Origin of the sequence: Kitasatospora sp. NPDC048298, assembly GCF_043201465.1 — a bacterium.
In the GTDB taxonomy this organism is placed as follows: domain Bacteria; phylum Actinomycetota; class Actinomycetes; order Streptomycetales; family Streptomycetaceae; genus Kitasatospora.
Window position 1 is genome coordinate 17,788 of the sequence record NZ_JBICYZ010000038.1, and the last position, 21,081, is coordinate 38,868.

General features: G+C 73.2%; 21 protein-coding genes. 17 read left to right on the plus strand and 4 right to left on the minus strand.

The window, feature by feature from the left end:
- Nucleotides 1–239 precede the first annotated feature (239 nt).
- Both ACGF0D_RS25950 and hemW read left to right on the plus strand, forming a co-directional pair.
- A complete protein-coding gene (locus tag ACGF0D_RS25950; RefSeq protein WP_392869874.1) occupies nucleotides 240–2,162 on the plus strand; it encodes an AMP-dependent synthetase/ligase in 1,923 nt (640 codons plus the stop codon).
- 58 nt (nucleotides 2,163–2,220) lie between these two features.
- Entirely contained in the window at nucleotides 2,221–3,450 is a 1,230-nt protein-coding gene (gene hemW / locus ACGF0D_RS25955) for a radical SAM family heme chaperone HemW (protein WP_392920162.1), read from the plus strand.
- Between the two features lie 24 nt (nucleotides 3,451–3,474).
- Here hemW and ACGF0D_RS25960 read toward each other — a convergent pair whose 3' ends face one another.
- From ACGF0D_RS25960 to htpX, 3 genes are all read right to left on the minus strand, one after another.
- A complete protein-coding gene (locus tag ACGF0D_RS25960; RefSeq protein ID WP_392920165.1) occupies nucleotides 3,475–4,308 on the minus strand; it encodes a DUF3097 domain-containing protein in 834 nt (277 codons plus the stop codon).
- 24 nt (nucleotides 4,309–4,332) lie between these two features.
- Entirely contained in the window at nucleotides 4,333–4,917 is a 585-nt protein-coding gene (locus ACGF0D_RS25965) for a hypothetical protein (protein WP_392869868.1), read from the minus strand.
- 81 nt (nucleotides 4,918–4,998) lie between these two features.
- A complete protein-coding gene (htpX, locus tag ACGF0D_RS25970) occupies nucleotides 4,999–5,919 on the minus strand; it encodes a zinc metalloprotease HtpX (protein ID WP_392869866.1) in 921 nt (306 codons plus the stop codon).
- Nucleotides 5,920–6,204: 285 nt separating this feature from the next.
- On the opposite strand from htpX, the gene hrcA reads away from it, so the two are divergent.
- The 15 genes from hrcA to era all read left to right on the plus strand — a co-directional run bounded on the left by hrcA (nucleotide 6,205) and on the right by era (nucleotide 20,684).
- Nucleotides 6,205–7,239: a heat-inducible transcriptional repressor HrcA gene (gene hrcA, locus ACGF0D_RS25975; RefSeq protein WP_392869864.1), complete on the plus strand. Its 1,035-nt coding sequence runs from the start codon at nucleotides 6,205–6,207 to the stop codon at nucleotides 7,237–7,239.
- 75 nt (nucleotides 7,240–7,314) lie between these two features.
- Nucleotides 7,315–8,454 carry a molecular chaperone DnaJ gene (dnaJ, locus tag ACGF0D_RS25980; protein WP_387748296.1) on the plus strand — a complete coding sequence of 380 codons (1,140 nt, stop codon included), beginning with the start codon at nucleotides 7,315–7,317 and terminating at the stop codon, nucleotides 8,452–8,454.
- An 81-nt stretch (nucleotides 8,455–8,535) separates the two neighbouring features.
- Nucleotides 8,536–9,285 (plus strand): 16S rRNA (uracil(1498)-N(3))-methyltransferase, encoded by a 750-nt coding sequence (locus ACGF0D_RS25985; protein ID WP_392869862.1) that lies wholly within the window; start codon nucleotides 8,536–8,538, stop codon nucleotides 9,283–9,285.
- A gap of 107 nt (nucleotides 9,286–9,392) precedes the next feature.
- Nucleotides 9,393–12,656 carry a PDZ domain-containing protein gene (locus tag ACGF0D_RS25990; protein WP_392869860.1) on the plus strand — a complete coding sequence of 1,088 codons (3,264 nt, stop codon included), beginning with the start codon at nucleotides 9,393–9,395 and terminating at the stop codon, nucleotides 12,654–12,656.
- Between the two features lie 219 nt (nucleotides 12,657–12,875).
- Nucleotides 12,876–13,574, plus strand: coding sequence for an RDD family protein (locus tag ACGF0D_RS25995; RefSeq protein WP_392920168.1), 699 nt, complete (start codon nucleotides 12,876–12,878; stop codon nucleotides 13,572–13,574).
- Nucleotides 13,575–13,628: 54 nt separating this feature from the next.
- On the plus strand, nucleotides 13,629–13,982 hold the full coding sequence (locus ACGF0D_RS26000; protein ID WP_392869857.1) for a histidine triad nucleotide-binding protein: 354 nt from the start codon (nucleotides 13,629–13,631) through the stop codon (nucleotides 13,980–13,982).
- Between the two features lie 6 nt (nucleotides 13,983–13,988).
- Nucleotides 13,989–14,912, plus strand: a complete 924-nt coding sequence (locus tag ACGF0D_RS26005; protein ID WP_392920171.1) for a ribonuclease Z — start codon at nucleotides 13,989–13,991, stop codon at nucleotides 14,910–14,912.
- Nucleotides 14,913–15,198: 286 nt separating this feature from the next.
- Nucleotides 15,199–16,239 (plus strand): PhoH family protein, encoded by a 1,041-nt coding sequence (locus tag ACGF0D_RS26010; RefSeq protein ID WP_392870118.1) that lies wholly within the window; start codon nucleotides 15,199–15,201, stop codon nucleotides 16,237–16,239.
- Between the two features lie 14 nt (nucleotides 16,240–16,253).
- On the plus strand, nucleotides 16,254–16,748 hold the full coding sequence (gene ybeY / locus ACGF0D_RS26015) for an rRNA maturation RNase YbeY (protein ID WP_207816018.1): 495 nt from the start codon (nucleotides 16,254–16,256) through the stop codon (nucleotides 16,746–16,748).
- Between the two features lie 19 nt (nucleotides 16,749–16,767).
- A complete protein-coding gene (locus ACGF0D_RS26020) occupies nucleotides 16,768–18,093 on the plus strand; it encodes a hemolysin family protein (protein WP_392869853.1) in 1,326 nt (441 codons plus the stop codon).
- A 33-nt stretch (nucleotides 18,094–18,126) separates the two neighbouring features.
- Nucleotides 18,127–18,363, plus strand: a complete 237-nt coding sequence (locus ACGF0D_RS26025) for a hypothetical protein (RefSeq protein WP_392869851.1) — start codon at nucleotides 18,127–18,129, stop codon at nucleotides 18,361–18,363.
- A gap of 26 nt (nucleotides 18,364–18,389) precedes the next feature.
- Nucleotides 18,390–18,941 (plus strand): DUF4383 domain-containing protein, encoded by a 552-nt coding sequence (locus tag ACGF0D_RS26030; protein WP_392869849.1) that lies wholly within the window; start codon nucleotides 18,390–18,392, stop codon nucleotides 18,939–18,941.
- Between the two features lie 28 nt (nucleotides 18,942–18,969).
- A complete protein-coding gene (locus ACGF0D_RS26035; protein WP_189917993.1) occupies nucleotides 18,970–19,323 on the plus strand; it encodes a cytidine deaminase in 354 nt (117 codons plus the stop codon).
- 172 nt (nucleotides 19,324–19,495) lie between these two features.
- Complete coding sequence (locus tag ACGF0D_RS26040) at nucleotides 19,496–19,684, plus strand: hypothetical protein (RefSeq protein ID WP_392869845.1); 189 nt, start codon at nucleotides 19,496–19,498, stop codon at nucleotides 19,682–19,684.
- A gap of 70 nt (nucleotides 19,685–19,754) precedes the next feature.
- Nucleotides 19,755–20,684, plus strand: coding sequence for a GTPase Era (gene era, locus ACGF0D_RS26045; RefSeq protein WP_270147040.1), 930 nt, complete (start codon nucleotides 19,755–19,757; stop codon nucleotides 20,682–20,684).
- Nucleotides 20,685–20,793: 109 nt separating this feature from the next.
- On the opposite strand, the gene ACGF0D_RS26050 is transcribed toward era, so the two are convergent.
- Complete coding sequence (locus ACGF0D_RS26050) at nucleotides 20,794–21,060, minus strand: protealysin inhibitor emfourin (protein WP_049651101.1); 267 nt, start codon at nucleotides 21,058–21,060, stop codon at nucleotides 20,794–20,796.
- Nucleotides 21,061–21,081 lie beyond the last annotated feature (21 nt).

A 21,081-nucleotide genomic window follows, 5' to 3' on the forward strand; every position in this document is an offset into this window, starting at 1 on the left:
TCGGCGTGTGGGAACCGGAGGTTTGCCCGGCCTTTGCCCTGTGGCCGGGTGCGGCACGGGGGGTGCGGGGGCGTGCCGTCGGGTGCTGCCCTCTTACGGAATGACCGCTTTCCCCCTAGGCTGCTGATTGCCCCTTTGTTACTGACCGGTACCGCTCAGGTGAATTGGGGGCCCGGCGACCGCCCCCCATGGACGCCGCGACAATCCCTCACACGGCCACCCGCCACCGGAGGTCCTCGTTGAGTTCCGCGCAGTCCCTGATCGGCTCCGGCAGGCCCGACCTCGTCGCCGGGCGTCCCGCCTCCGTCGCCCACCTGTTCCTTGAGCGGGTCGCCCTGACCCCGAACGCCGAGGCCTACCGCTACCCCTCGCCCGTGGACGAGCAGGCCGCCGACGGCGCGCCCGGCGCCGAGCAGTGGCGCTCGCTCACCTGGGCCCAGACGGCGACCCGGGTGAAGGCGGTGGCCGCCGGCCTGATGGCGCTCGGCATCCGGCCCGAGGACCGGGTGGCGCTGGCCTCCTCGACGAGGCTCGAGTGGATCGTCGCCGATCTGGGCGCCATGTGCGCGGGCGCCGCGATCACCACCGTCTACCCGAGCACCAACGCGGACGAGACCGCGTTCATCCTCTCCGACTCCGGCTCCCGGGCGATGTTCGCCGAGAACGCGGCCCAGCTGGCCAAGGCCGTCGGGCAGATCGACCGGCTGCCCGAGCTGCGCACCGTGATCCTCTTCGACGCGCCCGCCGAGGCCCCCGAGACCGCCGGCCTCGACCTGATCACCCTCGCCGAGCTGGAGGAGCGCGGCACCCGGTACCTGGCCGAGCACCCGGGCGCGGTGGAGAAGGCCGTCGAAGGGCTCGACAAGGAGCAGCTGGCCACCCTGATCTACACCTCCGGCACCACCGGCCGCCCCAAGGGCGTGCGCCTGGTGCACGACTGCTGGGCGTACGAGGGCCGGGCGCAGGAGGCCAGCGGGCTGCTGGGCCCCGACGACGTCCAGTTCATGTGGCTGCCGCTGTCGCACGTGTTCGGCAAGACGTTGATCTCCGGGCAGATCGCCACCGGGCACGTGATGGCGGTGGACGGCCGGGTGGACCGGATCATCCACAACCTGCCGGCGATCCGGCCGACCATCATGGCCTCGGCGCCGCGCATCTTCGAGAAGGTCTACAACGGCATCGCGGGCAAGGCCCGGGCCGAGGGCGGCGCCAAGTACAAGATCTTCATGTGGGCGGCCAAGGTCGCCCGCGAGCACGCCCGGGTGGTGCAGGAGAACCGGGTCGCCACCGGGACCGACTCCGCCCCGCTGGGCCTGCGGGTGCAGCACGCGCTGGCCGACAAGCTGGTGTACGCGAAGATCCGGGCGGCCTTCGGCGGCCGGCTGCGCGGCGCGGTCTCCGGCAGCGCCGCGCTCGCCCCGGAGATCGGCTACTTCTTCCTCGGCGCCGGGGTGCCGATCCTGGAGGGCTACGGCCTGAGCGAGACCAGCGCCGGCTCCTGCGTCAACCGCGCGGAGGACGTGCGGATCGGCACGGTGGGCCGCCCGCTGCCCGGCACCGAGGTGCGGATCGCCGAGGACGGCGAGATCCTGCTGCGCGGCCCGGGCGTCATGCGCGGCTACCACAACCTGCCGGAGAAGACCGCCGAGGTGCTGGAGCCGGACGGCTGGTTCCACACCGAGGACATCGGCGAGCTCACCCCGGACGGCTTCCTGCGGATCACCGACCGCAAGAAGGACCTGTTCAAGACCTCCGGCGGCAAGTACGTGGCGCCCAGCGAGGTCGAGGGCAAGTTCAAGGCCGTCTGCCCGTTCGTCAGCAACATCCTGGTGATCGGCAACGGCCGCAACTACTGCACCGCGCTGATCGGCCTGGACGAGGCGGTCCTGCTGCCGTGGGCCGCCGAGCACGGCCTGGCCGGCAGGTCCTACGCCGAGCTGGCCGCCGAGCCGGCCGTGCACCAGCTGATCGAGGGCTTCGTCAAGCGGGTCAACGGCGACCTCCAGCGCTGGCAGACGATCAAGAAGTTCCACCTGCTGCCGCGCGACCTCGACATCGAGCACGGCGAGCTCACCCCGAGCCTGAAGATCAAGCGCCCGGTGGTCGAGCGGACCTACGCGGACGCGGTGACCGCGATGTACGCGGGCGCCAACGAGGCCTGAGCACCCCCGCTCCCGTACGGCCCGCCGGTTCGGTCGGGTCGTACGGGACAATGGGCTCATGCCCTCCGCACTCCCCGACGGCGAACCGGTGCCGTCCGACGGTTCCCTGCCCGCGCACGCCCTCGACGGGCTGGGCTCGCGCCCGTTCGGCTTCTACCTGCACGTGCCGTACTGCGCCAGCCGCTGCGGCTACTGCGACTTCAACACGTACACCGCCACCGAGCTGCGCTCCTCCGGGGCGGTCGCCTCGCAGGACACCTACGCGGACAACGTGGTCGCCGAGATCCGCCTGGCCCGGAAGGTGCTGGGGGACACGGACCTCCCGGTGCGGACGGTCTTCCTCGGCGGCGGCACCCCGACCCTGCTGCCCGCCCGCGACCTGGTGAAGATGCTCGCCGCGATCCGCGACGAGTTCGGCCTCGCCGAGGACGCCGAGATCACCACCGAGGCCAACCCGGAGTCGGTGGACCCGGCGTACCTGGCCGAACTGCGCGAGGGCGGCTACAACCGGCTCTCCTTCGGCATGCAGAGCGCCCGCCCGCACGTGCTGAAGCTGCTCGACCGCCACCACACCCCGGGCCGCCCCGAGGCGTGCGTGGCCGAGGCCCGCGCGGCCGGCTTCGAGCACGTCAACCTCGACCTGATCTACGGCACCCCGGGCGAGTCCGACGACGACTGGCGGGCCTCCCTGGACGCCGCCATCGGCGCCGGGCCCGACCACGTCTCCGCGTACTCGCTGATCGTCGAGGAGGGCACCCGGCTCGCCGCCCGGGTCAAGCGCGGCGAACTGCCGATGATCGACGACGACGTGCACGCCGACCGCTACCTGATCGCCGAGGAGGCGCTGAGCGCCGCCGGCTACTCCTGGTACGAGGTCTCCAACTGGGCCACCACCCCCGGGGGCCGCTGCCGCCACAACGAGCTCTACTGGACCGGCGCCGACTGGTGGGGCGCCGGCCCCGGCGCCCACAGCCACGTCGGCGGCGTCCGCTGGTGGAACGCCAAGCACCCCGCCGCCTACGCCCGGGCCCTCGCCGAGCAGCGCACCCCCGCCCAGGCCCGCGAGCTGCTGGCCGACGAGGACCGCCGCGTCGAGCGCGTCCTGCTCGAGCTGCGCCTCGTCGAGGGCGTCCCCCTCGACCTCCTCACCGCCACCGGCCGCGAGTGGGCCGCCCGCCACCTCGCCGACGGCCTCCTCGCCCCCGGCCCCTACGAGCGGGGCCGCGCCGCCCTCACCCTCCGGGGCCGCCTCCTGGCCGACGCGGTGGTACGTGACCTGGTGGACTGACCGAGGTCTATCGTGTTCGCGTGACTACTCCTGGCCCGGCAGGGCTGTGAAGTCGATCAACTCCTCGACCCGGCCCAGGAGTTCGGGCTCCAGGTCCTTGTAGCTGTTCACCTTCGACAGGATGTGCTTCCAGGCCGCCGGGGTGTCCACCGGCCAGCCGAGGCGGCGGCAGGTGCCCTCCTTCCAGTCCTCGCCCCTCGGGACGGCGGGCCAGGCGGGGATGCCGACGCTGGCGGGCTTCACGGCCTGCCAGATGTCGATGTAGGGGTGGCCGACGACCAGCACCGAGGCGCCGGTGACCTGGGCGGCGATGCGGTGCTCCTTGGTGCCGGGGAGCAGGTGGTCGACCAGGACGCCGAGGCGCCGTTCCGGGCCGGGGGCGAAGTCGGCGACGATCGCGGGCAGGTCGTCGATGCCGCGCAGGTACTCGACGACCACGCCCTCGATCCGCAGGTCGTCGCCCCAGACCCGCTCGACCAGCTCGGCGTCGTGCCGGCCCTCGACGTAGATCCGGGACTCGCGGGCGACCCGGGCGCGGGCGTTCGGGACGGCGATCGAGCCGGAGGCGGTACGGGCCGGGGTGCGGGGCGCCGCCGGGCCGGCCGGGCGGACCAGGGTGACGACCCGGCCCTCCAGCAGGAAGCCGCGCGGCACCAGCGGGAACACCCGGTGCTTGCCGAACCGGTCCTCCAGGGTGACGGTGAACCCCTCGGCGGTCTTCTCGCAGCGCACCACCGCCCCGCAGAAGCCGCTCGCCGCCTCCTCGACCACCAGGTCCCGCTCGGCGGGCACCTCCGGGGCGGGTTGTTGCTTCTTCCACGGCGGGGTCAGGTCGGGTCCGTACTGGCGGCTGCGCATGGTCGCGAGTCTACGGACGGACCGTCACAGGCCCGGCGCGCCCCAGACCGGGAACCAGCGGCTGAGATCCTTCTCCAGCCGCAGGTCGTTCCCCAGCATCGCGTTGACCTGCAGCTCCAGCGGGCTGTTGCGCCGCTCCCCGCCGCCGGGCATCGGGGCGAAGGGGTAGAACGTCCCCCGCTTGTACAGGTAGACCAGGGCCAGCGACTGCCCCTCGGGGTTGCGGAAGGCCACCAGCGAGCAGAGCAGCTGCGGCCCGAAGCCGTTCGCCTCCAGCTCGCTGTTGACCGCGTGCAGGTCGTTCACCAGCTCCGGCAGCTCCTCGGGCCGGTGCCGGGCGAGCAGCCAGGAGTAGCCGTAGCCGTCCTTGGAGGCCTCCACCGGGACGCCGCCGTGCTCGGTGTCGGCGTCCAGCAGCGCTCTGACCTGCTGCTCGACCTGGACGAAGGCCGCGCCCTCGACGGCGGCGAAGCAGACCGAGCCGAGCCCGGTGGGGGTGAACCCGGCCCCGGCCTCCAGGGTGAGCGCGGCGGACGGCACGCCGAACAGCTGGTCGAGGTCGGGCTTGACGGGCTTGGTGCGGCCGAACAGGGTGTCCAGGAATCCCACGGCGGTCCTTTCGGGACGGAACGGACTGGGACGGGTCGGGACGGAATCGGCTGGGGCGGGTCGGGGCGGGGCGGGTCGGGCTCAGTGCCCGAGCTGCCCGGAGATCCTCGCGAGCTGCTCCAGCCGCTTCTCCAGCGTCGGGTGGGTGGAGAACAGCTGCGAGGCGGTCTCCCGGGCGCTCAGCGCGGGGGCGAAGTAGAAGGCGTTGTACGGCTGCGCCTGGCGCAGGTCCTTGGTGGGGATGGCCGCGATCTGCCCGGTCACCTTGGTGAGCGCCGAGGCCAGGGCGCTGGGCCGGCCGGTGAGCTGGGCGGCGGCCCGGTCCGCGGCCAGTTCGCGGTAGCGGGACAGCAGCCGGGTGAGCAGGAAGCTGATCGCGTAGACGACGATCGACACCAGCGGGATGATCAGCGCCAGGATGGCCGCGTTCTGGTCGTTGTTGTTGCGCCCGCCGCCCATGAACCCGCCGTAGACGGCGATCCGGGTCATCGCCCCGGCGAGGACGCCGAGGAAGCCGGCGATCGTCATCACCGCGACGTCCCGGTGGGCGACGTGCGACAGCTCGTGGGCGAGGACGCCCTCCAGTTCCTCCGGCTCCAGCCGGCGCAGCAGCCCGGTGGTCACGCAGACCACCGCGTTCTGCGGGTTGCGGCCGGTGGCGAAGGCGTTCGGCATGTCGTTGTCGGCGACCGCCACCCGGGGTTTGGGCATGTCGGCGAGGGCGCAGAGCCGGTCGACGGTGCCGTGCAGCTGGGGGAACTGCTCCGGGGACACCTGGCGGGCGCCCATCGCCCGCTCGGTGATCTTGTCGCTGAACCAGAACTGGGCCACGAACAGCCCGCCGGAGATCAGGACGATCAGTGGCCAGGCGCCGCGCAGCAGCGCGATCAGCAGGCCGGTGAAACCGACGTACAGCAGCCCGATCACGAACATCGTCGCGACCATGCGGCCGGTCAGGCCGCGGTCGGGCGCGAAACGGGTGTGCTGGCCCGAGCTCGACATCGCTTGCTCCTCCGTTCGCCGTCGCTTTCGATGCTGCCACCCGGACGGCTTCCCGGCACCACTCCGGCGCCGGGAGGATCGAACCGGCGGGGCCCCGCGGGCCGTGTCCGGAACTGCGGGGAGGATCACCCCGGTCGGGCCGTTCCTGCCACAGGACCCGGGCCGTACACTGGCAGGTACGGTTCTGGCACTCGTACGTTCAGAGTGCCAAGGCCGAGGGCCCCTGGAACGGCCCGCAGCGAGGGACACGGTCGGACGACGTGCGAGGACGGAGGTGCGTGCCCCATGGCCGGTGAGGTCCGCCAGCTGGACGAACGCAAGCTCGCGGTGCTCCGCGCGATCGTGCAGGACTACGTGGGCACCGAGGAGCCGGTCGGCTCCAAGGCCCTGGTGGAGCGGCACAACCTCGGGGTCTCCCCGGCGACCGTCCGCAACGACATGGCGGCGCTGGAGGAGGACGGCTACATCCACCAGCCGCACACCAGCGCCGGCCGCATCCCCACCGACAAGGGGTACCGCCTCTTCGTCGACAAGCTCGCCGAGATCAAGCCGATGACCGCCCCCGAGCGCCGGGCCATCCGGCACTTCCTGGACGGCGCGGTGGACCTGGACGACGTGGTCGCCCGCACCGTGCGGCTGCTCGCCCAGCTCACCCGGCAGGTCGCGGTGGTGCAGTACCCGTCGCTGACGCGTTCCACCGTCCGGCACATCGAGCTGGTGGCGCTGGCCCCGGCCAAGGTGATGCTGGTGCTGATCACCAACACCGGCCGGGTCGAGCAGCGGATGGTCGACTGCCCGGGCCCGGTCGGCGAGACGGTGCTGGCGGACCTTCGGGCCCGGATCAACGCGAGAGCCGTCGCCCGGCGCCTCCCGGAGGTCCCGGAGCTGCTGGAGGAGCTGCCGGCGCAGTTCGAGCAGGCCGACCGGCCGACCGTCAGCACGGTCCTGGCGACGCTGTTCGAGACGCTCGCCGAGCAGAACGAGGAGCGGATCATGCTGGCCGGTACGGCCAACCTGACCCGCTTCGGGCACGACTTCCCGCTCACCATCCAGCCGGTGCTGGAGGCCCTGGAGGAGCAGGTCGTCCTGCTCCGTCTCCTGGGTGAGACCGCGGACGCCGGGATGACGGTCCGGATCGGGCGGGAGATCGCCTACGAGGGGCTGAATTCCACCTCGGTCGTTTCGGTCGGCTACGGTTCGGGCGACGAGAGCGTGGCGAAACTGGGTGTGATCGGTCCGACCCGGATGGACTACCCGGGCACAATGGGGGCGGTGCGAGCGGTGGCGCGGTACGTGGGCCAGATCCTGGCCGAGTCCTAGCAAGGGCCGCCGTCGGGCCTCCGACGGCGGCGTCCAGTCGCAGCACTACTACAGGCGGAACAAGCGGAGCATTTGGTGGCCACGGACTACTACGCGGTACTCGGCGTCCGACGGGATGCGGGGCAGGACGAGATCAAGAAGGCGTTCCGGCGCCTGGCACGCGAACTGCACCCGGACGTCAACCCGGACCCGAAGACGCAGGAGCGGTTCAAGGAGATCAACGCCGCCTACGAGGTGCTCTCCGACCCGCAGAAGCGTCAGGTCTACGACCTCGGCGGGGACCCGCTGTCCCCGGGCGGCGGCGGTGCGGGCGGCTTCGGGGCCGGCGCGGCGGGATTCGGTTTCTCCGACATCATGGACGCCTTCTTCGGCGCCGCGGCCGGCCAGCGCGGCCCGCGCTCGCGCACCCGCCGCGGCCAGGACGCCATGATCCGGCTGGAGATCACCCTGGAGGAGGCCGCCTTCGGCACCACCAAGGAGCTCCAGGTCGACACCGCCGTCACCTGCACCACCTGCAGTGGCGAGGGCGCGGCCCCCGGCACCTCGGCGCAGACCTGTGACATGTGCCGCGGCAAGGGCGAGGTCTCCCAGGTCACCCGGTCCTTCCTGGGCCAGGTCATGACCTCCCGCCCCTGCCCGCAGTGCCAGGGCTTCGGCACCGTCGTGCCGACCCCGTGCCCGGAGTGCGCCGGCGACGGCCGCGTGCGGGCCCGCCGCACCCTGACCGTCAAGATCCCGGCCGGTGTCGACAACGGCACCCGGATCCAGCTGGCCGGCGAGGGCGAGGTCGGCCCCGGCGGCGGCCCGGCCGGCGACCTGTACGTCGAGATCGCCGAGACCACCCACAACATCTTCCAGCGGCGCGGGGACGACCTGCACTGCACCGTCACCATCCCGATGACGGCGGCCGCGCTCGGCACCCAGGTGCCGCTGCAGACCCTGGACGGCCTGGAGGAGGTCGACATCCGGCCCGGCACCCAGTCCGGCCAGTCGATCCCGCTGCACGGCCGGGGCATCACCCACCTGCGCGGCGGCGGCCGGGGCGACCTGATAGTGCACGTCGAGGTGAAGACGCCCAGCAAGCTCGACGCCGAGCAGGAGGAGCTGCTGCGCCGCCTCGCGGTGCTGCGCGGCGAGGAGCGCCCGTCCGGCCAGTTCGCACCGGGCCAGCAGGGCCTCTTCTCCCGGCTGAAGGACGCCTTCAACGGCCGGTAGTCGTCCGTGGAGGGGTGTCGGGGGCCAGGGCCCCCGGCACCCCTTCCGTGTGTCCGTCCCCACTTCTGGAGGTTTTCCGTCATGACCGCGCCCGTCTTCTTCGTCGAGACCGAGCGGATCGCCGCCGCCGCGCCCGGGGCCGTGGTGCGCCTGGACGGCCCGGAGGGGCGGCACGCGGCCGCGGTCAAGCGGCTGGAGCCGGGCGAGGCGGTGACCCTGGCCGACGGGCTGGGGCTCGGCGTGGACGGCACGGTCGCCGCGGTGCTCGGCAAGGACGGGATCGACGTGACGGTCGCCGCCGTGCGCCGGGAGCCGGAGCCCGCGCCGCGGATCGTGGTCGTCCAGGCGCTGCCCAAGGGCGACCGCGGCGAGCTGGCCGTGGAGACGATGACCGAGGTCGGCGTGGACGTGGTGATCCCGTGGTCCGCCTCGCGCTGCATCACCCAGTGGAAGGGCGAGCGCGGCGCCAAGGCGCTCGCCAAGTGGCGGGCCACCGCCCGGGAGGCCGGCAAGCAGTCCCGCCGGCTGCGCTTCCCCGTGGTCCGGGACGTGATGACCACCCGGCAGCTGGCGCCGGTGCTGCTGGGGGCCGCGTTCGCCGCCGTGCTGCACGAGGAGGGCGCCGAGCCGCTGGCGCACGCCGGCCTGCCGGAGGCCGGGGACATCGTGCTGGTGGTCGGCCCGGAGGGCGGGGTCTCCCCGGAGGAGCTGGCCGCCTTCGCCGAGGCCGGCGCCAAGCCGTACCGGCTGGGCCCCTCGGTGCTGCGCACCTCCACCGCCGGGGTCGCCGCCGGCGCACTGCTGCTGGGGCGTACCGGCCGCTGGTCGTAGCGCGCCCCGGCGTCCTGGTCGCGGCCGTGTGACGGCCGTCCGCGGGCGGCGCCGGGAGTCTGCGGAAAACGGCGCCGACCGTACGCGCGGCTGCCTAGGCTGGCCGGGTGACGGACTCCCTGAGCACCTCCCCGAACAGCTCGGCGGGCGCCTACCTGCGCCATCCCCACCTGCACGGCGACCTGGTCGCCTTCGTCGCCGAGGACGACCTCTGGCTCGCCCCGCTGGACGGCGGCCGGGCCTGGCGGCTGACGGCGGACCACCTGCCGGTCCACCACCCGCGGTTCTCCCCGGACGGGCGTCACCTCGCCTTCACCACCACCCGGGACGGCGCCCCCGAGGTGCACGTGGTGCCCGTGGACGGCGGCCCGTCGCGCCGGCTCACCCACTGGGGCAGTCACCAGACCCGGGTGCTGGGATGGACGGCCGACGGCCGCCCGATCGCCGTCACCGCCGCCGGCGAGTCGAGCTTCCGCCGCACCTGGGCGCACGCCGTGCCGCTGGACGGCGGCGAGCCGCAGCGGCTGCCGTACGGGCCGGTCGGCGCCCTCGCCTTCGAGCCGGGCGGTGACCGGGTGCTGCTGAACAGCGTCAACGGCCGCGACCCGGCCTGGTGGAAGCGGTACCGGGGCGGGCGGGCCGGCAAGCTGTGGCTCGGCCGGGACGAGTTCGCCCGCGTCCACGCGGAGCTGGACGGGCAGCTGGACTCGCCGCTGTGGGTGGCCGGGCAGGACGGGCGGGACGGCAGGATCGCCTTCCTGTCCGACCACGAGGGCGTCGGCGAGCTGTGGTCCAGCCGCCCGGACGGCACCGACCTGCGCCGCCACACCACCGACCCGGACGGCTTCTACGCCCGGGGCGCCACCACCGACGGCACCCGGGTGGTCTTCCACCGGGCCGGCGACCTCTGGCTGCTGGACGACCTGGCGGGCGCCGAGCCGCGCCGGCTGGACGTCCGCCTCGCCGGTCCGCGGGCCGGGCGCCGCCCCCGCCCGGTGCCCGCCGCGCACTGGCTGGACTCCGTCGCCCCCGACCGCACCGGCCGGGGCAGCGCCGTGGTGGTGCGCGGCAGCGTGCACTGGCTGACCCACCGCGAGGGCCCGGCCCGGGTGCTGGACGAGACCCCCGGCGTGCGCGGGCGCCTGGCCCGGGTGGTGCCCGGCGAGGACGGCGCCCAGGGCGTGCTGTGGGTGACCGACGCCGAGGGCGGGGACGCCCTGGAGTTCGCCCCCGACCTGCACGGCGCCGAGCGCCGCCGGCTGGCCGCGGGGCGGCTCGGCCGGGTCAACTCGCTGACGGTCTCCCCGGACGGCAAGCGGGCCGCGCTCGGCGTGCACGACGGCCGGGTGCTGCTGGTCTCGCTGGCCGACGGCGCCGTGCACGAGCTGGACCGCAGCGCCGACGGCGAGCCCGGCGGGCCCGCCTTCAGCCCGGACTCGGCCTGGCTGGCCTGGTCGCGCCCGGTGCGCGGGATGGGACCGCACTCGCTGCGCCAGATCGTGCTGGCCGACCTGGCCACCCGGACCGTCGGCGAGGTCACCCAGCCGCGCTTCGTGGACACCTCGCCCTCCTTCACCGCGGACGGCCGCTACCTGGCCTTCCTGTCGGTGCGCAACTTCGACCCGGTCTACGACGCCCACGTCTTCGACCTGTCGTTCCCGAACGGCTGCCGCCCCTACCTCGTCACGCTGGCCGCCGACACCCCCTCCCCGTTCGGTCCGCGGCGGGCCGGGCGCCCGCTCGGCGGGGAGGAGGACGAGCCGAAGGCCGGGAAGGCGGACGGCGAGGCGGCGGCGGCCGGTGCCGCGCCGGTGACCAGGGTGGACCTGGACGGCATCGCCGACCGGATCGTCCCCTTCCCGGTCGAGGGCGGCCGCTTCGAGGAGCTGGCCGCCGCCAAGGACGGCGTGCTCTGGACCAGGGCCCCGCTGATGGGCGAACTCGGCGACGAGGCGGCCTCGTTGGACGCCGACCGGCCGCGCCCGGTGCTGGAGCGCTTCGACCTGAGGAAGCGCCGGGTCGAGCAGCTGGTGCACGGCGTGGACGACTTCGCGGTCAGCGCGGACGGCACCCGGGTGGCCGTGCTGGACGAGGGCGAACTGCGGGTCGTCCCGGCCGACCACAAGGGCGGCGACGACGAGGAGACCGCCGTCGACCTCGCCCGGCTGCGGGTGACCGTCGACCCGGCCGCCGAGTGGCGGCAGATGTACGCCGAGAACGGCCGGCTGATGCGGGACAACTTCTGGCGCCCCGACCTCTCCGGCGTCGACTGGGCCGGGGTGCTGGAGCGCTACCGGCCGCTGGTCGAGCGGATCGGCTCGCACGACGAACTGGTCGACCTGCTCTGGGAGGTGCACGGCGAACTCGGCACCTCGCACGCCTACGTGATGCCGTACGGCCGGTACACCGAGCCCGCCCGGCGCCAGGGCCTGCTCGGCGCCGACCTGGTCCGGGACGGCGAGCAGTGGCGGATCGCCCGGATCCTGCCCGGGGAGTCCTCCGACCCCAGGGCCCGCTCGCCGCTGGCCGCGCCCGGCGCCGCGATCCGCCCGGGCGACGCGGTGCTCGCCGTCAACGGCCGCCCGGTGGACCCGGTCACCGGGCCGGCGCCGCTGCTGGCCGGCACCGCCGGGCAGCCGGTCGAGCTGACCGTGGCCGGGAAGGACGGCACCGACCGGCGCCACCCGGTGGTCGTCCCGCTCGCCGACGAGGAGGCGCTGCGCTACCACGACTGGGTGGCCGGGCGGCGGGCCGCGGTGCGCGAGCTGTCCGGCGGGCGGCTGGGCTACCTGCACATCCCCGACATGCAGACGGCCGGCTGGGCCCAACTGCACCGCGACCTGCGCAGCGAGATGGCCAGGGAGGGCCTGGTCGTCGACGTCCGGGGGAACCGGGGCGGCCACACCTCGCAGCTGGTGATCGAGAAGCTGGCCCGCCGGATCATCGGCTGGGACGTCATCCGGGACACCGACCACCCGGTGCCCTACCCGGCGGACGCCCCGCGCGGCCCGGTGGTCGCGCTCGCCGACGAGTTCACCGGCTCGGACGGCGACGTGGTCAACGCCGCCGTCCAGGCGCTCGGGATCGGCCCGGTGGTCGGCACCCGCACCTGGGGCGGGGTGATCGGCATCGACAGCCGCTACCGGCTGGTCGACGGCACCCTGGTCACCCAGCCCAAGTACGCGCTCTGGATGGAGAACTACGGCTGGGGCCTGGAGAACCACGGCGTCGACCCGGACGTCGAGGTGCCGTTCGCCCCGCACCACTGGGCGGCCGGGGAGGACCCCCAGCTGGCCGAGGGCGTCCGGCTCGCGCTGGCGGGGCTCGCCGAGACCCCGGCCCGTACGGCGCCGCCGCTGCCCTGGGCGTAGCGGGGCGTTGTCGCGGGGCTTTGTAGCGGGAAGCCGGAGTGGGGGGGGGGGCGGGGCGGCGGCGCCCACCCCGGGGGGGGGGGGGGGGGGGGGGGGGGGGGGGGGTTGCGGGGGGCCGGGGGGGGGGGCCGGGCGCCCGCCCCCCCCCCCCACTCCGGTGTGCGGGGGCGTGGGTAGGATGCGGGGCTGCTTCTTGATCCACAGTTCACGGGGGAACACATGGCGCAGGGCTACCCGCCGCCGCAGTACGACCGGAATCCATACGCACAGCAGCCGCCGCAGCCGTACCCGCCGGCGCCGTCGTACCAGCAGCCGCAGCCGCAGCCCTACCAGCAGCCGTACCAACAGCCCTACCCGCAGCCTCACCAGCCGCAGCCCTACCAGCAGCCGTACCCGCCGCAGGCCTACGCGCAGCCGCCGGCCTACGCGCAGCCGCAGGGCCGGGCCCTGCCGCCCTGCCCCAAGGAGGCGGGCGGCGGCCGGCGGTTCCTGGCGATCGTGCTGGACTGGCTGTTCGCGATCGGCCTCGGCTTCGTCGCCGCCAACGCCGCGAGCCGCCCGAGGACCGAGTACGTGGCCGGGCACGCCGTGCAGAGCGGCGGACCGGTGGTGCCGTACTTCGTGGCGCTGCTGGCGGTCGGCCTCGGCGCGTCCTTCCTCAACCAGGTGGTGCTCGCCCGGCTGACCGGCTTCAGCGTGGGCAAGGGGATCACGGCGATGCGGGTGGTGCGCCGCAAGGGCGTGATGCGGCCGAATACCTGGCGGCTCACCAGGCGCTGGCTGCTCGGCTTCGTCATCCTCGCCGTCAACCTCCTCACCGAGGACTACGACAGCGACGAGGGCGACCTGGTCGGCGTGCGCTCGGTGCGCTGGAAGCACCTCCAGGAGTACCAGCAGGCCGTCGCCCGGCTCGGCTAGGCTGCGCCCGTACGGCCCCACCACACCCGACGTACCGATCCCGAGGAGAGCGCCATGGCCGGCGAGCCGCAGCCCGACTGCCTGTTCTGCAAGATCGCGGCGGGCGAGATCCCGGCGACCGTGGTGCGCAAGACCGAGCGCACCCTCGCCTTCCGCGACATCGCCCCCAAGGCGCCCGTGCACGTGCTGGTGATCCCGCACGTGCACTACCCGAACGCGGCCGCGCTGGCCGCCGCCGAGCCGGAGATCGCCGGCGAACTGCTCGCCGAGGCGGGCGCGGTGGCCCGGGACGAGGGCATCGAGGACTACCGGCTGATCTTCAACACCGGTGCGGGCGCCGGACAGACCGTCTTCCACGCGCACGTCCACGTCCTCGGCGGGATGTCGATGACCGAGCGCATGGTCTGACCCACCGTGTCCCAGCGCGAACTCGTCGTCCTCGGCACCGCCAGCCAGGTGCCCACCCGGCACCGCAACCACAACGGCTACCTGCTGCGTTGGGACGGCGAGGGCCTGCTGTTCGACCCCGGCGAGGGCACCCAGCGCCAGATGCTGCACGCCGGGGTCACGGCCACCCAGATCACCAGGATCGCGGTCACCCACTTCCACGGGGACCACTGCCTGGGCCTCGCCGGGGTGATCCAGCGGATCAACCTCGACCGGGTCCCGCACCCGGTCGACGTCTACTTCCCGGCCTCCGGCGAGGTCTACTTCGAGCGGCTGCGGCACTCCACCGCCTACCACGAGACGGCCGTGCTGCGGCCCCGGCCGATCGACGAGCCCGGACCGCTGCCCGCGCCCGGCGCCCGCTTCGCGCTGGACGCCGTCCGGCTGGACCACCCGGTGGAGTCCTACGGCTACCGGCTGTCCGAGCCGGACGGCCGCCGGCTGGTGCCGGAGCGGCTCGCCGCGGTCGGCGTGCGCGGCCCGGCGGTGGGCCGGCTCCAGCACGAGGGCGCGATCGAGGTGGACGGCCGCACCGTCACCCTGGCCGAGGTCAGCGAGCCGCGGCCGGGCCAGCGGTTCGCCTTCGTGATGGACACCCGGCTGTGCGAGGGCGTGCACACCCTCGCCGAGGGCGCCGACCTGCTGGTCGTCGAGGCGACCTTCACCGACGCCGACGCCCGCCTCGCCGATGAGCACGGCCACCTCACCGCCGGGCAGGCCGCCAAGGTCGCCGCCGAGGCCGGCGTGCGCACCCTGGTGCTGACCCACTTCTCCCAGCGCTACCCGGACCTCGGCCAGCACCTCGCCGACGCCCGCAAGCACTTCGACGGGGAACTGGTACTGGCCGCCGACCTCGACCGGGTGCCCGTTCCGGCCCGCCGCCCGTCGTGAACGGGACGGAACCGCGCGAACCCCGGAAAAGGGCTCGCATCGGCCTGCGATCTGCCGCAGCATCATCGGGTGCGGCCCCGCCGCCCGCCACGACGATCACGCTCGCGGCGTACCCTGGTGCCCCGGAGACACCGAGCGGCACCCGACACCACGGATGGGATGAGGCAGGCCCCAGCGCCGACCTATGAGTGACACATCGCAGACCCGTACGAACGGACAGTCGCGCCCCGAACCGGCCGACGACGGCCGCGTCAGCGCCCGGATCGTCATCCCCGAGAAGCACCCGATGGTCACCCTGCTCGGCACCGCGGACTCGCTGCTGCGCGTGATCGAGCGGGGCTTCCCCGCCGCCGACATCCATGTCCGCGGCAACGAGGTGACGGCCACCGGGGTGCGGGCCGAGGTCGCCCTCGTACAGCGGCTCTTCAACGAGATGATGCTGGTGCTGCGCACCGGCCAGCCCCTGACGGAGGACTCCGTGGAGCGCTCCATCGCCATGCTCCGCAGCCAGGAGCAGGACCCGGACAGCCCGGCGCCCTCCCAGGTGTTCACCGCGAACATCCTGTCCAACCGGGGCCGCACGATCCGCCCGAAGACCCTCAACCAGCAGCGCTACGTCGAGGCGATCGACAGGCACACGATCGTCTTCGGCCTCGGCCCGGCCGGTACCGGCAAGACCTACCTGGCGATGGCCAAGGCCGTCCAGGCCCTCCAGGCCAAGGAGGTCAACCGGATCATCCTGACCCGCCCGGCGGTCGAGGCGGGGGAGCGGCTGGGCTTCCTGCCCGGCACCCTCTACGAGAAGATCGACCCGTACCTGCGCCCGCTGTACGACGCGCTGCACGACATGATGGACCCGGACTCCATCCCGCGCCTGATGGCGGCCGGCACCATCGAGGTCGCGCCGCTCGCGTACATGCGCGGCCGCACCCTCAACGACGCCTTCATCATCCTCGACGAGGCCCAGAACACCTCGCCCGAGCAGATGAAGATGTTCCTCACCCGCCTCGGGTTCAACTCCCGGGTGGTGGTCACCGGCGACACCAGCCAGATCGACCTCCCGGGCGGCACCCGCAGCGGGCTGAAGGTCGTCCAGGAGATCCTGGCCGACGTGCCCGACATCCACTTCTCCGTCCTCACCAGCACCGACGTGGTCCGCCACAAGCTGGTCGGCCGGATCGTGGACGCCTACGAGCGCTGGGACGCCCGCCAGGAGGCCGAGGACGCCGCCCCGGCGGCCCGCAAGCCCGCCCAGCGGCGACCCGGCAAGGCCACCGCACCCCGCGCACCCCGCGCACCCCGACAGTCCCATCGCACCGAAAGCTGAGCACAGAGCCCGTCATGTCGATCGACATCGCCAACGAGTCCGGTTGGGAGGCCGACGAGGAAGCCATCCTCGACGTCGCCCGCTTCGCACTGGACAAGATGCGGATCCACCCGCAGTCCGAACTGTCCGTGATCCTGGTGGATGGAGCGGCGATGGAGGAGCTGCACATCCAGTGGATGGACCTGCCAGGGCCCACCGACGTGATGTCCTTCCCGATGGACGAGCTGCGTCCCGGCAAGGAGGGCGAGGAGCTGCCGCAGGGCCTGCTCGGTGACATCGTGCTCTGCCCCGAGGTCGCCGAGCAGCAGGGCAAGGCGGCTCCCTCCAAGCACTCGATGGACGAGGAGCTGCAGCTGCTCACCGTGCACGGCGTGCTGCACGTCCTCGGTTACGACCACGAGGAGCCGGAGGAAGAGGAGGAGATGTTCGCCCTCCAGAAGCGCATCCTGGACGACTGGCGGGCGGGCCGCGGCCTCGGCGGCATCTCCCCGGCTCCCACCACCCACTGAGCGCGGAGCCCGAACCCCTGTGAGTGGTGAGAGTACGAGCTTCATCCTCGGTGCCGTGCTGCTCGTCGTGCTCGGCTGGCTGGCCGCGTGCGCCGAGGCGGGCATCTCCCGGGTCTCCCGGTTCCGGGCGGAGGAGGCGGTGCGCAGCGGCCGGCGCGGTTCCGCGCGGCTGCTGACCGTCGCCTCCGACCCGATCCGCTACCTCAACCTGGCCACCCTGATCCGGGTGGCCAGCGAGATGGCGGCGGCGGTGCTGGTCACCGTGGTGTGCGTGCGCAACGTGACGCCCACCTGGCAGGCCGTGCTGCTGGCGTTCGGCGTGATGGTGCTGGTGTCGTTCGTCGCGGTGGGGGTCTCGCCGCGCACGATCGGGCGCCAGCACCCGGTCACCACCGCGACCGCGGCCTCCTTCGTGCTGCTGCCGCTGGCCGCGGTGCTGGGGCCGATCCCGCGGCTGCTGATCCTGCTCGGCAACGCGCTGACCCCCGGCAAGGGCTACCGGGAGGGTCCGTTCGCCTCCGAGGCGGAGCTGCGGGCCCTGGTGGACCTCGCCGAGAAGGACGACCTGATCGAGGACGAGGAGCGCCGGATGGTGCACTCGGTCTTCGAGCTGGGCGACACCATCGTGCGCGAGGTGATGGTGCCGCGCACCGACCTGGTGATGATCGAGCGGCACAAGACCGTCCGGCAGGCGCTCACCCTGGCGCTGCGCTCGGGCTTTTCGCGCATCCCGGTGGTCGGTGACAACGAGGACGACGTGGTCGGCATCGTCTACCTCAAGGACCTGGTGCGGCGCACCCACATCAACCGGGAGGCGGAGTCCGAGGAGGTCGGCGCGGTGATGCGCCCGGCCGTCTTCGTCCCGGACTCCAAGGCGGCCGGCGACCTGCTGCGCGAGATGCAGCAGCGCCGCTCGCACGTGGCGATCGTGATCGACGAGTACGGCGGCACGGCCGGGCTGGTCACCATCGAGGACATCCTGGAGGAGATCGTCGGCGAGATCACCGACGAGTACGACCGGGAGATCGCCCCGGTGGAGGACCTCGGCGACGGCTCGTACCGGATCACCGCCCGGCTGCTGGTCGAGGACCTGGGCGAGCTGTTCGGCATCGAGCTGGAGGACGAGGACGTCGAGACCGTCGGCGGCCTGCTGGCCAAGCACCTGGGCCGGGTGCCGATCCCCGGCTCCTCCTGCGAGATCCCGCTGCCCGAGCCGGTCGACGGCGGCCTGACCGGCATCCTGCTGACCGCCGAGTCCTCGGCGGGCCGCCGCAACCGGATCGGCTCCATGGTCGCCGCCCCCGTCCGCCACACCGAGGACCCCGAGGAGCCCTCGGGCGAGTAGCGGCCGGGCGGGCGCCGAGCGACCATGGAGGGCATGACGCACAAACTTCGCGCGGAGTACGGCCCGCAGGGGGCGGCCGGCGGAGTCAAGTCCTGGCACGTGGTGCGGGACGAGGACCTGTCGGTGGCGCTCTGCGGCCGGACCATGCCGGACGACGCCGAGACGCGGCCCGAGGAGGAGTGGGGCACCGGGCTGCGCTGCTGCCAGCAGTGCGGCTCGCTCTACATGCACGAGACGCCGCACATGGAGAAGCTCCATCCCTACAGCTAGACCATGGCCGAGCTCTGGAGGTCGCCATGAAGCTGCAAGACACGCTGAAGCCCGTCGACCGCCGGCTCGCCATGGTGTGGCGGATCGGGGCGGGGGGCGGGGGGATCTTCCTGATCGTGTTCGGGAGCCTGGGGCTGGCCGACCATCCCGGCTTCCTGGCCACCCACGGCGACCGGATCGCCGGGCTGTCGACCAACGGGGCGCTGAGCATCCTGTCCATCGTGGCGGGCGCGGTCCTGCTGGTGGGGGCGGTGATCGGCGGGAACTTCGCGTCCAACCTCAACATGGCGGTGGGCGTGCTGTTCGTCCTGTCCGGCTTCTACGGTCTGACGGTGCTGGAGCGGCCGGAAGCGAACATCCTCAACTTCCGGTTGTCGAACGTGCTGTTCGCGTTCATCTTCGGGATCGTCCTGACGACCTTCGGGATGTACGGCCGGGTGAGCAGCCACCTGCCGCACGACAACCCGTACTGGCGCAAGCGCACCGAGCACGAGGAGGACCTGCCGTCCGGTGCGGCGAAGACCTTCGTCAAGGTCCTCCATCCGAACCCGGGGCGGACCCACCCGGTCGGCCACTGACCGGCGCCGGGTGCCTATGCTCGGCGGCATGAGTGACATCGTCGAACTCGACCCCGAAGACAAGAAGATCATCACCCTGGCCCGCTCAGCCCGCGCCCGCAACGGCGTCGCCGAGGGGGCCGCGGTGCGTGACGAGACCGGGCGCACCTACGTGGCCGGGACGGTCGCGCTGGAGTCGCTGCGGCTGAGCGCCCTCCAGACGGCGGTGGCGATGGCGGTGGCCAGCGGCGCCAGGTCGCTGGAGGCGGCGGCCGTGGTGAGCGAGGCGGAGCAGCCGGCTGAGGCGGACCTGGCGGCCGTGCGGGACCTGGGCGGGGCCGGGACGCCGGTGCTGCTGGCCGGGCCGGACGGGGCGCTGCGGGTGGCCGCCGAGGCCCGCTGAGGGACCGTACGGGCCTGTGCGCGGGGCCTGCGCGCGGGCCCGTGCCGGGTCTCTTCCGGGCTGTCGGGGGTCCGTGGTGCGGGCCTTCGGCGGCCCGCCGAAGGGCATGGTCTCGGCCCAGACCTGGCAGATAATCTCACCGGGGGAGTGGACTCGGTGAGGGGACTGGGGCATGGGGGCGGTGGCGTTCTTCGCCGGGCTGCTGCTGTTCGTGATGGGGCTCGGCAAGTGGCAGGAGACCGGCTCGGACCTCTGGCTGTTCGGCTCGCTCGGTTTCCTGCTGGTGCTGGTGGTGGTCTCGCTGGTCCCCACCGACGGCAAGGGCGGCAAGGGCGGCAACAAGAGCGCCAAGAAGGGCTGAAAGCGCCCCCGGACGCCCCCGGGGGCGGGCCCGGACCGCGGGGCTCCGGTGATCAGGGAGAATGGAGCCCATGAATGCCCCTTCCTCCTCGTACCGCTCCGGGTTCGCGTGCTTCGTCGGCCGGCCCAACGCGGGCAAGTCGACCCTGACCAACGCCCTGGTGGGGACGAAGGTCGCGATCACCTCCGACCGCCCGCAGACCACCCGGCACACCGTTCGCGGCATCGTGCACCGCCCCGACGCCCAGCTCGTGCTGGTCGACACCCCCGGTCTGCACAAGCCGCGCACCCTGCTCGGCGAACGCCTCAACGACCTGGTCCGCACCACCTGGGCCGAGGTCGACGTGATCGGCTTCTGCCTGCCCGCCGACCAGAAGATCGGCCCCGGCGACAAGTTCATCGCCAAGGAGATCGCCGGGATCAAGAAGACCCCGAAGGTCGCCATCGTCACCAAGACCGACCTGGTCGACTCCAAGCGCCTGGCCGAGCAGCTGATCGCCATCCAGCAGCTCGGCGTCGAGCTGGGCTTCGAGTGGGCCGAGATCATCCCGGTCTCGGCGGTGGGCGACAAGCAGGTGGAGCTGGTCGCCGACCTGCTCACCAAGCTGCTGCCGGAGGGCGACCAGCTCTACCCGGACGGCGACCTCACCGACGAGCCCGAGCAGATCATGGTCGCCGAGCTGATCCGCGAGGCCGCGCTGGAGGGCGTGCGCGACGAGCTGCCGCACTCGCTGGCCGTGGTGGTCGAGGAGATGCTCCCGCGCGAGGGCCGCCCGGCGGACCGCCCGCTGCTGGACATCCACGCCAACGTCTACATCGAGCGGCAGAGCCAGAAGGCCATCGTGATCGGCGCCAAGGGCTCGCGGCTCAAGCACGTCGGCACCACCGCCCGCAAGCACATCGAGGCGCTGCTCGGCACGCCGGTCTACCTGGACCTGCACGTCAAGGTCGCCAAGGACTGGCAGCGCGACCCCAAGCAGCTGCGCAAGCTGGGATTCTGAACCGGCGCTCCCGACAGGGGAGTTCGAGCCGCCGGAAGGCCCGGGGCCCGTTCGGACGCGAATGCGTCCGGGCGGGCCCTCGCCGACTCCGGGGGCCCGGCCCCCGGTGCTACGCGCCCTCGCGCAGCACCAGGGAGACCAGCTCGCGCTGGGAGTCGGTGAGCTTCGGGTCGGCGCAGTACACCGACCGGCCGTCGACGGTGATCTCGTAGTGGAAACCGTCCGGCACCCCGTACGAGGGCGCGCGCAGCCCGCCCGCGACGGCCTCGCGGGCGAGTGCGTGCACGTGCGGGGCGTCCGTGCGGTCGGCGGTGTCGATCTCCGCCTGGCGGACGATCCCGGCGAAACCGCCGGTCCGGGTCACCTGGATGCGCATGGTGTCCATGGTGCTACCCGG